General features: G+C 61.1%; 11 protein-coding genes. 1 reads left to right on the top strand and 10 read right to left on the bottom strand.

The features are described 5' to 3' along the window. Positions 1-113: 113 nt before the first annotated feature. The 8 genes from PQR42_RS44980 to PQR42_RS44945 form a co-directional block, all read right to left on the bottom strand. Complete coding sequence (locus PQR42_RS44980; protein ID WP_408495990.1) at positions 114-1391, bottom strand: dienelactone hydrolase family protein; 1278 nt, start codon at positions 1389-1391, stop codon at positions 114-116. Positions 1392-1965: 574 nt separating this feature from the next. Beyond that, complete coding sequence (locus tag PQR42_RS44975) at positions 1966-2415, bottom strand: YchJ family protein (protein ID WP_408393527.1); 450 nt, start codon at positions 2413-2415, stop codon at positions 1966-1968. Between the two features lie 7 nt (positions 2416-2422). Then, positions 2423-3553 (bottom strand): acyl-CoA dehydrogenase family protein, encoded by a 1131-nt coding sequence (locus PQR42_RS44970; protein ID WP_408219974.1) that lies wholly within the window; start codon positions 3551-3553, stop codon positions 2423-2425. Between the two features lie 28 nt (positions 3554-3581). Beyond that, entirely contained in the window at positions 3582-4259 is a 678-nt protein-coding gene (locus PQR42_RS44965) for an SDR family oxidoreductase (protein WP_408393525.1), read from the bottom strand. A 44-nt stretch (positions 4260-4303) separates the two neighbouring features. Continuing rightward, positions 4304-5497 carry an acetyl-CoA C-acetyltransferase gene (locus PQR42_RS44960; protein WP_408219979.1) on the bottom strand — a complete coding sequence of 398 codons (1194 nt, stop codon included), beginning with the start codon at positions 5495-5497 and terminating at the stop codon, positions 4304-4306. Beyond that, positions 5490-6266, bottom strand: coding sequence for a carbonate dehydratase (gene can, locus PQR42_RS44955; RefSeq protein WP_408219982.1), 777 nt, complete (start codon positions 6264-6266; stop codon positions 5490-5492). The genes PQR42_RS44960 and can overlap by 8 nt, the downstream gene beginning before the upstream one ends. 94 nt (positions 6267-6360) lie before the next feature. Beyond that, positions 6361-8199 (bottom strand): bifunctional isocitrate dehydrogenase kinase/phosphatase, encoded by a 1839-nt coding sequence (gene aceK / locus PQR42_RS44950; protein WP_408219985.1) that lies wholly within the window; start codon positions 8197-8199, stop codon positions 6361-6363. Between the two features lie 85 nt (positions 8200-8284). After that, positions 8285-8689 (bottom strand): MerR family transcriptional regulator, encoded by a 405-nt coding sequence (locus tag PQR42_RS44945; protein WP_408219988.1) that lies wholly within the window; start codon positions 8687-8689, stop codon positions 8285-8287. A gap of 176 nt (positions 8690-8865) precedes the next feature. Between PQR42_RS44945 and PQR42_RS44940 the strand changes: the two genes are divergently transcribed. Next, positions 8866-9939, top strand: coding sequence for an MBL fold metallo-hydrolase (locus PQR42_RS44940; RefSeq protein WP_408393523.1), 1074 nt, complete (start codon positions 8866-8868; stop codon positions 9937-9939). A 64-nt stretch (positions 9940-10003) separates the two neighbouring features. Here the strand turns inward: PQR42_RS44940 and PQR42_RS44935 are convergent, their stop codons facing one another. Together PQR42_RS44935 and PQR42_RS44930 are read right to left on the bottom strand one after the other, a co-directional pair. Continuing rightward, a complete protein-coding gene (locus PQR42_RS44935; RefSeq protein ID WP_408219994.1) occupies positions 10004-10261 on the bottom strand; it encodes a hypothetical protein in 258 nt (85 codons plus the stop codon). Between the two features lie 8 nt (positions 10262-10269). After that, positions 10270-12717, bottom strand: a complete 2448-nt coding sequence (locus PQR42_RS44930) for a tRNase toxin domain-containing protein (protein WP_408393520.1) — start codon at positions 12715-12717, stop codon at positions 10270-10272. Positions 12718-13198: the final 481 nt, after the last annotated feature.

Genomic DNA, 13198 nt, shown 5'->3' with positions numbered 1-13198 from the left:
GGTGCCGCCCCGCACAGGGGCAACGCCAATAGACCACCATGAATTCAAGGAAAGGCCAACGCCTCAGAGAACACAGGCAAAAACACGCGCCGAGCAGACAAAAAACCTAACTCTTACTCGCGACTAGCAATAGCCCGCCGCGCATCGGCGCCACCAGCAGCAGACCCACCATCAGCCGTCTGCGAAGACTGATCCCCCCAAACAACGGAGTTATTCACCGCATACAACCGGCAAGGCGCGGAAGACTGCTTCTGGCAATTCGCCACCGCGACAGACATCGGATCATCACCACCCTCAGCCCAGGACCAGGCCCCCGAGTCAGACACAGCAAACGCCCGGCTAGGAAACTGATGCAAGAAATTCCGATACCCATTACGCCCGGCTTCATCGACAAACGGCACGGCGTCGACCGCATCGACAGCAGCAAACCCGCTCGCCTTCGGCATGGACGGATCCGACACCCGATACTGCACACCAGTCGGCATGCCCACCTGCGCAAGGAACGCCTCGACAGCCGGCCACCAAACGTGCACGCCATCACGATCACCGACCAGACGATGCGCATCGTTCTTGTAGTTGCCGAAATCCACCATCTTCGCGCTCGCGCCATGCGCGCCATAAGCGGCGTACATGCCCGTCACCAACGGCGCGTTCCAGACCGAATCGTTATCGCCATACATCCACAGCGACGGCACCTTGGTCTTCTCGCCATATGCGCCGAATGCACGCGTCAGATTGCCTTGCCAGTCGCTGCACGCGTCCTGCCGCAAGCCGCCCGAGAAGTTGATCAGCGCCCGCACGCCGTGTGCGGCTTCCGTGCCGTAGGCCATCGTCGCAAGACCGCCGTGCGAGGTGCCGGCCACGACGATATGCGTGGCGTCCACGTAAGGCTGCTTCGACATGAAGTCGACCGTCGCGGCGACATCGCCGGCCTGACCGATGCCGTTCTTTTCAACGTCGCAACCATCTTGCTGATACACGCCGTCCGAGCGGCCGAAACCCTGGCGGTTCGGCGCCACCACCACGTAGCCGCGGCGCACGAATTCGCGCGCGAACGGCAGCGGGTCGCTGCGTTCCTGCGTGTGTGGATCGCCGGGGATTTTGCCGTGGTTGAAAACGATCATCGGAAACGGGCCTGCGCCGTCCGGTTTGTAAATCGTCGTTTCGAGGGTGACCGTGCCGGCTGCATCGACCGGTACGCGGATGATCTGTTCGTTAAGACCTGCGGTGGGCAGATAGACGTCGTCGTCGAGTGCGATGCGCGGCACGTGCGCGCGGGTCAACGGTCCCGCCTGGGTGTCCGCGAGCGGGTCGGCGTGCGCGAGTGCGACAGCGCACGTAGCCGCTGCACAGATCACCGCACACTTCGTCAGAACCTTGCTGAACACCATTCACGCACCTGCCTCAAAAACCTGCCCTGAACACCGTGATGCCTGTTCATCGAAAGTCATTGCTGACATTTGCCTTTCAGGCAGGTTTTCGACAAACAAAAACACACTCGCGTACGGAGTGCGCCAGAGGCGCACGCACGCTAATCGAGATCGCACGGGATGAACCCAAACGGCCGACGCGACCCCACGCGCCGATGATGAGCGCCACGCCTGCTGCCTGAAAACCGCCGCCGGAACCACACTGTCTAGTGCCTGGCAGGGCTTCCCGCGCATTTTGCGGAGTTGGTATGGACCGGCTCTCGCAACGTGACGTCATGAAGCTACGGCCTCATCCTGGCACGACAATTTTGTTTTGTGCAATCAAGGAGAACCCGCGCCGCAAAAATTGCTGCGTGCTGTTTCGTCGCCTGAGGCCGGTCGATGCAGGCCTCACCAGTGTTTGGCGCACCGAAGCAATCAGGCGTGGCGCGGGTCGTGTGGCATCGCACCAACAAAAAAATGGCCCTGCTATCAGGGCCATATGTGAGCGCGGCGTAAGGACGCTGCGGCGTCTTGTAAGGGGCAGAAAGGGACTTTATTCGCCGACGTCGCCGTCGACGTAGCGCCAGCCGCCGTCATCGCCGCGAACGAAGCGGCTCAACTCGTGCAACCGGTGCGCGCGGCCACCCACCTTGTAACGCGCGACGAATTCGACCGTCGCGTGATCGGCGTCGGTTTCAGCAAACGCCTTGATTTGCAGTCCGAGCCAACGCGGCGCGTCGGGTGCGGCCACGTCGACGTCGAGATCGGCGGGGCAGGTGTGCGGCGCCCACGTGGCGCGCAGATAGTCCGTTGCACCCACAACATACGCGCTATAGCGCGAACGCATCAATTCAAGCGCCCGTGGCGCTACTTCGCCGCCGTCGATATAGCGGCCGCAGCACTGCGCGAAGCGCGGCGCCTTGGCCCCGCTGCGCTGGTCGGGCGCGGCGCCGCCGCAGGGACAGTCGGATGGTCGTTGCATCGGCAACAGTTGCTTATTCATCCGACTTTTAGCCAAGACCGCGCGCGATCAAAATTTTCTGGATGTCGCTGGTGCCTTCGTAGATCTGGCACACGCGCACATCGCGGTAAATGCGCTCGACCGGAAAGTCGCTCAGGTAGCCGTAGCCGCCATGAATCTGTAAGGCGGCCGAACAGATGCGCTCGGCGGCTTCGGAGGCGAACAGCTTGGCCATCGCGGCTTCGGTCAGGCACGGTTGGCCGGCGTCCTTCAACGCCGCGGCGTGCCAGATCAACTGACGCGCGGCTTCGAGTTGCGTCGCCATGTCGGCGAGGCGGAACTGCACCGCCTGGTGCGAAAAGAGCGGCGCGCCGAAGCTTTCGCGCTCCTTCGCATAACTCAACGCTGCTTCGAACGCGGCGCGCGCCATGCCGACGCTTTGCGCCGCGATACCGATGCGGCCGCCTTCCAGCCCCGATAGCGCAATCCGGTAGCCTTCGCCTTCCGCGCCGATCAGGTTCGCAGCCGGCACGCGGCAGTCCTCGAAAATGATCTGCGCCGTATCCGACGAATGCTGGCCGAGCTTGTCTTCCACTCGCGCGACAACGTAGCCCTTCGTATCGGTGGGCACGATAAACGCGCTGATGCCGCGCTTGCCCGCGGCTTTGTCGGTCACGGCCATCACGATCGCGACGTTGCCGTTCTTGCCGCTCGTGATGAACTGTTTGACGCCGTTCAGCACGTACGCGTCGCCGTCTCGTGTCGCGGTGGTGCGCAGCGCGGAAGCATCGGAACCGGCTTGCGGTTCGGTCAGGCAAAACGCGCCGAGCATTTCGCCACGGGCGAGCGGCGTCAGCCAGTCGCGTTTCTGCGCGTCGTTGCCATAGGTCAGCAGAATGCTGCACACCGGACAGTTGTTGACGGAGATAGCCGTCGAGGTGCCGCCGTCGCCGGCAGCGATCTCTTCGAGAATCAGCGCGAGCGCCAGCGCGTCCATGCCGGCGCCGCCGTATGCTTCGGGCACCAGCACGCCATATGCGCCGAGTCCGGCGAGTTGCCGATGCACGTCCTGGGGAAAAGTGCGCTCGCGGTCCCACGCCGCCGCATGCGGCGTGATCGCTTCGCGCACGAAGGTGCGCAGCGCATCGCGGACCATCAAGTGATCCTGATCAAGCACCATGAGTGTGTCTCCCTTGCCAGCTTGTTGCTCACCAGTCGAGCAGCGTGCCGTCGTATTGATAGAAGCGGCCGTTGAACGCGTCGTGCGCGGCCGCGGCCTGCGCCAGCACTTCACGCATGCCGGCCACGCTGCGCGCCGGATCGATCGCTGCCTGCGCGCCGCCCATATCGGTACGCACCCAGCCCGGATGCAACGAAACGCACGCGGCGCGCTTGGCTTCCAGCGACGCGAGTTTCAGCGCGTCGTTCAACGCCGCCTTGCTCGCGCGATACAGCCACCCGGTCGTGCCGCTCGCGTCGCCGATGCTGCCCATCTTGCTCGAGATCACCGCGAACACGCCGCCCGCCTCTTCGACGAGCGGCAGCAGGATCGGCATCAATTGCATCGGTCCACGCACGTTGGTGTGCATGACGTGGTCGAAGTCTTCGGCGGTAATCGTCTCGATGCCTTCGGTGCGCGGGCCGTACACGCCCGACACCAGGATCGCCGCATCGAGCCGTTCACCGTCGAGCTTCCAGCCGAGCGCGGCGATCTCCTCGGGCGCACTCACGTCGAGCGAAAAAGTCTCGGCGCCGAGTTCGTTCAACGCGTCGAGCGCGGCGCCGTCGCGCGCGGTGGCGAGCACGCGCCAGCCGCTTTTTTTGTACTGCCGGACAAACTCCTGGCCGATGCCGCGCGACGCACCGACGATCAACACTGTCTTCATCGAATACCTCAGGCCGTCAAAACAGAGCGCTGCGAAAACGCGCGTTACACCAGTTCGATACCCATTGCCGTCGCTTCTCCGCCGCCGATGCACAGCGTCGCGACGCCACGCTTCAGTCCGCGCTTCTTCAATGCGCCGATCAGCGTGACAAGAATCCGCGCACCCGACGCACCGATCGGATGGCCGAGCGCACAGGCGCCGCCATTCACGTTGACCTTCTCGTGCGGCAGATGGTGTTCCTTCATGGCCGCCATCGTCACGACGGCAAACGCTTCGTTGACCTCATACAGATCGACCTCGTCGGCACGCCAGCCGTTCTTCTCGAACAGCTTGCGAATCGCGCCGACCGGCGCGGTGGTGAACTTCGCCGGTTCCTGCGCGAAGGTTGAGTGACCGACCACGCGCGCGATCGGCTCGACGCCGAGACGCTTTGCCGTCGACTCGCGCATCATGACGAGCGCGGCCGCGCCGTCGGAAATCGACGACGAGTTCGCCGCCGTCACCGTGCCGGTTTTGCTGAACGCGGGTTTGAGCGTCGGAATCTTTTCGATGTTCGCCTTGAACGGCTGTTCGTCGCGATCGATGGTGACGTCGCCCTTGCGGCTCTCCACCTTCACCGGCGCGATTTCCCAGGCGAACGAGCCGTCTTCGTTCGCGCGCTTCGCACGAGCGAGCGACTCGACGGCGAATGCATCCTGCGCCTCGCGCGTGAAGTCGAACGACGCCGCGCATTCCTCGGCGAAGGTGCCCATCAGACGGCCTTTTTCGTAAGCGTCTTCGAGGCCGTCGTAGAACATGTGGTCGATCACCTGACTGTGGCCCATGCGCATGCCGCCGCGCGCCTTGGGCAGCAGGTACGGCGCGTTCGTCATGCTTTCCATGCCGCCCGCGACGATCACGTCGACAGAGCCTGCGGCGAGCATGTCGTGCGCGAACATCGCCGCGCGCATGCCGGAGCCGCACATCTTGTTCACCGTGGTGCTGCCAGTGGCAAGCGGCAAGCCGGCGCCGAGCGCGGCCTGACGCGCGGGCGCCTGGCCGAGGCCGGCGGGCAGCACGCAACCCATTACCACTTCGTCGATCTGCTCAGGTTTCAAGCCCGCGCGTTTTACGGCCGCTTCGATTGCCACCGAGCCCAACTGCGGCGCCGTCAGCGTGGCGAAGTCGCCTTGAAATGCTGCCATCGGCGTGCGGGCCACGCTCACGATGACGATCGGATCAATCTTTGTCTCACTCATGTTTAAGCTCCTTGATTACGCCTTCGACGATAGCCGGCACGTCGCCGAGCTGCGCCGCATCGGCGGCGACCACGTCGTTCTCTGCCTTGTGCGCGCCGCTGGCCGACACCGCCGCGACGCACTTCTGATAGGTTGCATCGAGCGCGCCCGGCTCGCTGATCGTCATGCCGAGGTTGCGCACCTTGCCGTCATGCACGCCGTACGCCCAGCCGTGCACCGTCAACTCCTGGCCGCGCGCCCACGCATCGTTGACGATGGTGGTGCGGCATACGTTCATCACCTGTTCGATCGCGTTCAGTTCAACCAGACGCCGATGGCGGGCCTCACCGATCGGCCATTCCTCGATCAAAGCGGCGTGTTTGGTGCGCACGTCCTGCACGTGATGCAGCCAGTTGTCCGCGAGACCCACGCGACGGCCATGCAGCGCCGCGCCGACGCCCGAGCAGCCGTAGTGGCCGACCACCATGATGTGCTTGACCTTCAGCAGATCAACGGCGAACTGGATCACCGAGAGACAGTTCAGATCGGTATGCACCACCACGTTGGCGATGTTTCTGTGCACGAACACTTCGCCCGGCGGCAAGCCGATGATCTGGTTCGCCGGCACGCGCGAATCGGAGCAGCCGATCCACAGATACTCGGGCGTCTGCTGATGCGCGAGACGCGAGAAATACTCAGGGTCTTCGGACAGCTTGCGGGCGACCCATGCTTCGTTGTTGTCGAACAGATGCGAGAGCGGATTGTCAGGAGTGGAATCGTTCGTGTTCATGTTGCGTCTTGGCGGTTGCTCGACCGATTGACCGGTCGATGTCGTTACATAAGGTTCGGACGAGGCAGTCAACACTGCGAGCGGCGCTTGAGCTTCACGCCACCCGCACGCTACGCTCGTCGGCTGGCGCATCCGGCGCGGGCGATGCACGGCCGGCGGCATCGGCAAAGCGTTCCGGATAGCGGTTGCAGAAGCGCACACTGTCGTCGTACGGGAAAAAGTCGGGCAGTTCGCCTTTCAATAGGTGATCCTTGTGCCGTTGCCATAGCGCAGGATCGAAGAAGTCCGCGTGATGCTGCATGAAGGAACGGCGCACGCGTGGGTCGCCGAGCAAGAATGTGCCGTACGTCTCCGGGAAGATGTCGTGCGGGCCGACCGAGTACCACGGCTCGCCCGACATTTCGTCCTCCTCGTTACGTGGCGCCGGCACCGCGCGCACGTTGCAGTCGGTCAGATATTCGATTTCGTCGTAGTCGTAGAACACGACGCGGCCATGACGCGTCACGCCGAAGTTCTTGTACAGCATGTCGCCTGGGAAGATGTTCGCCTGCATCAGATCCTTCACCGCATTGCCGTATTCCTTGATGCCGTGCTCGACGTCCTCGTCGTTGCCGTTCTGCAGGAACAGGTTGAGCGGCACCATGCGGCGCTCGATATACATATGGCGAATCACCAGGTTGTCGCCGTCGTATTCGATCAGCGACGGCACTTCCTTTTCGAGCTCACGCACCAGCGCGTCGTCGAGGCGAGAGCGGGGCAACGCCACGCTCGAATATTCGAGTGTGTCGGCCATGCGACCCAAACGGTCGTGCCGTTTGACGAGCTGATACTTGCCCTGGATCTGCGCGCGCGTGGTTTCCTTCGGCGGCGGGAAGTTGTCCTTGATCAGCTTGAACACGTACGGAAACGACGGCAGCGTGAACACCAGCATCACGAGCCCCTTGATGCCGGGCGCGACGACGAACTGATCGCTCGAATGCGAGAGGTGATGCAGCAGATCGCGATAGAACAGATTCTTGCCCTGCTTCTGCAACCCCACCGACGTATAGATTTCCGCCTTCGGCTTGCCCTGCATGATGGTGCCGAGAAATTCGACGTAAGCGGACGGCACTTCCATATCCACCAGGAAGTACGAATGCGAGAAGCTGAAAATGATCAGCAACTGGTCGCGCTTGAGCAGCACCGTGTCGAGCGCGAGCACGCCCGGTTTTACGTGACGCAAGGGCACGGCGAACGGCAGCAGCAGGTCGCCGTTGATGATCCGTCCGACGATATACGCCGACTTGTTCCGGTAGAACAGCGACGAGAGCACGTGAATCTGGAAGTTGGCCGCTTCGTCGAACACGCCGAACGCGTCGTGGATCGCCTGCATCACGCAGCCGACGTCGCGCGTCAGGTCTTCGAACGGCGGCTCCAGCTGGAAGTTCGTGACGATGCGTTCGAGCGTCGCCGCGAGCCCGTCCTTGCCGGGATAGTACGCGCGATAAGTCGGCTTCGCGGCCGGTTCGTCGTTCTCGATGTATTCGGTCGAGATGGCCGGGCGCACGAAAATGAAGTCGTTGTTGAAGTACGAGCGGTGCAGGATCTTGCAGCACACGGAATTGAAGAACGTTTCCGCGCACTCCGGCTGGCGGTGCGTGGTCAAAAGGCCGATGTAATGCAGCTTGATCTGCTGCCACACTTCGCTGTCGATTTTTTCCGCGTCGTATTCGTCTTCGAGCAGTTCGACGCATTCGTCGACGCGCTCGTCGTACGAGGTAATGCGATCGCGCGCGAGCTTCTGCAGACCGTGCCAGTCGGCCTTTTCAAAGAGCGTTTTGGCGTGGATCGCGGCGTCGCGAAAGATCCGGTAATGCCGGTCGAATCCTTCGAGCATCGTCTGCGCGAGGTCAAAGCCGATTTGCGACGACAACAGTTTGGGGAAGTGATTCATGTCGATCGTGCATTCGTCTCATGTCGTGAAGACACCCGTGATTGTATCGTTCGGGTGGACCCGTGCCGCATCGCGCCGCCGTTGTTCATGCCGGCTTGGCTTCACGCGTGCCGCTTTCCAGCAGCGCGCGCGCCTGGTTTTCGTATTGCGCGAGGTCTTCGAGCGTCGCGTTCAGGTCTTCCAGTTGACGCTCCAGCACGTCGCGATGACGCGCCACCGTGGCGAGGAACGCATGCAACTGCGGCACCGTATCGGTCGGCGACTCGTACACGTCCAGCAGATCGCGAATCTCCGACAACGTGAAGCCAAGTCGTTTGCCGCGCAACGTGAGCTTCAAACGCGTTCGGTCGCGGCCTGAATAGACGCGCCGCAAGCCGCTCGATCCTTCGCGGCTAGGTGAGAGTAAACCCTGATCTTCGTAGAAGCGGATGGCGCGAGGCGTGACGTCGAATTCCCGCGCGAGCTCGGTGATCGTGTATTGCGTGTTCATCGGGGCATTCCGTGGCCGGGCAGAAAATCGGATTGAACGATAGAATCGACGTTTACGTTATCGTCAACTTGAGTTGAACGCAACCAGGCGCAGTACGGCACCAGCACGCCGCAACCACGCCGACCGGCATCGCATACCTCGCCATGCCGGACGGCCGACGGAGGAAGACACCCACAATGAATGCACTCGAACATCAACTCGACTACCCGTTCAGCGACAGTTTGCCGGACGCGGGCCAGGCGATGGAAGTCGCGCCAGGCGTGTTCTGGCTACGCATGCCGCTACCTTTCGCGCTGGATCACATCAACCTCTGGCTGCTGCGTGACGAGATCGACGGCCAGCGGGGCTGGACGGTGGTCGACTGCGGCATCACCTCGGACACGATCAAGGAGAACTGGGAGAAGGTGTTCGACTCGGTGCTCGACGGCCTGCCGGTGCTGCGCGTGATCGTCACGCATTGCCATCCCGATCACATCGGCCTCGCGCACTGGATCTGCGCGGGTGGCGACAAGAAGCGCTGGGACGTGCGGCTATGGATGACGCTCGGCGAATACATGCAGGCGCGTGTGATGGGCGCCGGCGACGGCTCGAATGCAGGCGGCGAGGGCGCGGCACGGCACTTCGCGCGGCACGGTGTGACCGACGAGGAATCGCTTGAAAAACTGCGCAATCGCAAGAGCTATTATGCGAGCCTCGTGCCGGCGATTCCGGGGCAGTATCGCCGCTTGCGGGAAGCCGATGGCGTGAGGATCGGCGGCAAGACGTGGCGAGTGGTGACCGGATTCGGCCATTCACCGGAACACTGCGCGTTGTTCTGCGAAGAGACCGGCGTGCTGATTTCCGGCGACATGGTGTTGCCGCGTATCTCGACCAACGTGTCGGTGTTCGATATGGAGCCGGAAGGCACGCCGCTCGCGTTGTATCTGGAGTCGCTCGGCCGTTACGAAACGATGCCGGAAGACACGCTGGTGCTACCGTCGCATGGCAAGCCGTTTCGCGGCGTGCGCACGCGGATCCGGCAATTGCGCGAGCATCACGACGCGCGTCTGGCCGAAGTGCGCGAGGCATGCGCGGAGAAACCGCAGAGCGCCGCGGATATCGTGCCGCTCATGTTCAAGCGACAGCTCGATATTCATCAGATGACGTTTGCGATGGGTGAAGCGCTGGCGCACTTGCATCTGCTGTGGCTTGCGGGCGAGTTGAAGCGTAAGCAGGATGCGGATGGGGTGATACGGTTTTCGCCGGTGTGATCGAGCTGCTGTGTCTTTGTCGCCCAAAAGTAAGGCGCGGACACCCGCGCCTTACTGGTGTATGTTAGCTTTCGTCGCTTGCTTTCGGTTTTGACGCGTGCATCAATCGTCGAATTTCCACTAGCGCTTCGATCAGTTCTTCAAGCGGCACTCGGCGGGCCATGCTGCCGTCCGGTTCCGGGCCGCCCAGTTCAGCCACGAGGTTATCCACCCCGCTCTCCTGGTTGACGCGAATGACGGGGTACCGGTCCAACAGAATTTCTAGTGTAAGTTGTTCGTACTCGTTCATTGCGGACGACCAAACTATTTCAAGCTTGTTCATGACTGTGCCTAATTTTGTGGAGGATTCAAAACTCCGCTAAATCCGCCGCCGGAGTTCCATCTTGCTCCGGTCCCGTCCGGTGCGCGATACTCTATCCCACCACGTCCCAAGTCCGACCGCGCCGTGGTTGGATTTTCCATCAGGTTGCGCAACCACGCTTCCGTTGTTGCATTTTTTGCGTCAACGTTGCCTGACAGCGCGGGGTAAAAATCCGGTTCCCGCCCAGAGTGTTTATCCCAGGCACGAGCAAGCTTTGAGAGCCCAGTGCTATTTTGTGCAGTTGTAGCTTCTGCTATCAATTGGTCCGTCGTTAACTGGGTCGGCTTGCACTGGCTCGCCATCCCACCCACCGCCCCCCGTATCGCGCCCGCCAACCCGACGATACCGAACGGATCGTCATGGTTGGACGACATGGCCCAGCCCCAGGACAGCGCCGGGTTGAGGATACATTCAATGCAAATGGGTTGTATCGCGTCGGGTGCGGCACCGAGCAACGACCGGACAAGTCCGGCGAGGTTCGGCGCTGGACCTACTGGCACGCGACCGTCTTCCATATTTGCAACCCACTGATCGATCTCATCGCTGTTGATTGCCACATCCGGGCCGTCATTTGTCGAGACAGTGCCCGTGCGTGAAACGATCTGGCTGTCGGGTGAATAGCGATACCAGACCTTCAGCAAGCGATGGACTCCGCCGTTCAGTGGGGCGGGGTAGTCATTGAACCAGATGAGATCGGGCCGCCCGCGCTTGTCGTATCGCGTGTTGTATCCGCCGTTGGGTCTGTAGCCGGTCACAATGCGATGGGCCGCGTCACGCGCTGACGCTTGGCTTGCCTCGTCGAAGCCATCAGGGGCCCCACCGACATGGACAACAGACTTGACGTTACCTGTGTCATCTCTGGTGAGTCGGAACGCTGCAGACGGCACGCCGTCATAGTAGATGCGTACCGAGCTGAGCCGGTTCCACTCGTCGTACACCCGACCGTAGGCGCGCGTCACACCGTCCGCTTTCAATGCATCGAAGCCGCTTTCGCCGGTTGTGTCCGTGGTCGGCGTTTCGCTGACACCAGTCACGTTGCCGCGCGAGTCATAGACAAGCGTCTGCATCTTGCGAGGCGAGGCAATCATCCATGGGTGGAGAGTTGTCGCGTCGGCGTAGCGTATCGATGTAACGACGGTACCCGACGCGTTTCGTGCGACCAGTCGAACGGGACGGCCTACATCGTCGTAGCTGTACTCGGCAGCGTTGCCACTGACAAAACTGTTCTTTAGCAGTCTGCCTGACGCATCCCAAGTCGAGGTGCTATTCCCTGCGGATGAGTTGCCGCCAGTAGCTCGTAACTTGCCGCCGATTGACGAAAAATTCAGCGTTGTGGTGCGGTGACTATCCGTGACGGTGGTCGAACCGTTGCTATACCCGAATTGCACATTGCGCGCCGTATCCGGATGACTGACCAATGTTGCGCGACCCTGTGCGTCATAGGTCCAGGTTGCGATTCGCGCCCCGGCCTCATCGATCTCGCCTGTTATGGCATTCTTGAATCGCGCGTCTTCGTAGACATAGCGTCGCGCATAGCCATCTGGCCAGGTGACGGAAACGAGGTTGCTGTTCGTGTCGTATTCATATTGCGTGACGCCTCCTATCGGATCGTTTAATCGCGAAATTCGGCGTTTGTCATCGTAGTCAAAGCGAAGCGTCAGATCGTTGTTCGCACTCGTCCCAGCACCGTGTTGAGTGATCACGGTTAGCAAGCCGGCGCTGTCGTAGCTCAACGTTCTTATAAAGCCGGTCTTCGTCGTTTCAGACAGCAGGATGCCTTGTGCGGAATAGGACTCGACGGCATCGTTAGTCAGATTGGTCAACCTCCAGCCAGATTGAGTTTGTGCCAGGGCCAGCCCGGTGAAATCGACTGTGCGCCACGTGCCTCCGGACCAGTTAAATACAACGGAGTCGCCATTCTCGCGATAGGCAGTCACCGTCGATGAACCGCCGCTGTTCGCATTCGCCAGTCCCAATTGCCGCTGCCAATTATGGAACCACACCGGCCCCATCGCGTTGACATTCTGTGCAAGGGGCTTAGAACGGTAAGTACGTTTAAATATCAGAGCAATGTCGTCACCGCTGATAAAGTCGACCGCGCCAAGTGTGACTGCACCGCTTGCAGGGTGTACCGGATCAGCCACCGGACAGGAGTCTTCCGGCTGCGGAACGCTTCCACACCACTCTCTTACAAGATCGAGTTGAGCGGTGCAGTAATAGGTTCCCATGCCTATGGGGGTGTTAGCGGCAGCTTTCGCGACGCATTGTGGGTCGCCGGGAACTGCGCCGGATTTTGGATAGAGTCTGTTGCAGACATCGTCAGCGTTTGCACCAAGCGAGGCGAGCAGCAACGCAAAAACAGTGAAGAGACGGGCCAGCATATCGGCCGGCCTTGTTGGTGGTTTAAAGCGGGGCATGTTTCTCCTTTGTCCGTTTTATTAATGTTTTTGTAATGATGTGGCCTGACACCATTTCGGCTTCGGAGAAAAGTCGGTTTTATGGGTGGAAACGTCCGGAAAATGCTCTCGCATTGCGGGGGCAAAAGCTCTTGGAAGGGCCAGGACGAGGAAAAAACCTAGGAAGGAATACAAGGCCTCGCGTTTTCCGTGGGCCTGAAAGAGGAGTGCTTTTGAGCCATAGTGGGCTGAGAGAGATGGCCCACAAGTGCGATTGGTTTGTGGAAGAATTGCTGGCGTTACCAAAAACATGGCTTTCTAAGCTATGACGTCCTGTTCGGGGCTGTCGCTCTCTACCAATCGTTCTCGGGTCTACTCTGCCTTGGACGCAAGGTCAGGACGGCCGACATGTTGGCCTCGATATTTCGGCGCCAATGTGGACAAAAAAGCCCGGTGCTTTCGCAACCGGGCTTTCTTCCGCACGTTCAAACGCAAGCGCAAC

The sequence above is a fragment of the Paraburkholderia sediminicola genome (genome assembly GCF_046027355.1).
Lineage (GTDB): Bacteria > Pseudomonadota > Gammaproteobacteria > Burkholderiales > Burkholderiaceae > Paraburkholderia > Paraburkholderia sediminicola_B.
Note: the sequence above shows the minus strand (reverse complement) of the source record. Positions and strands in the feature narration are given on the sequence as shown.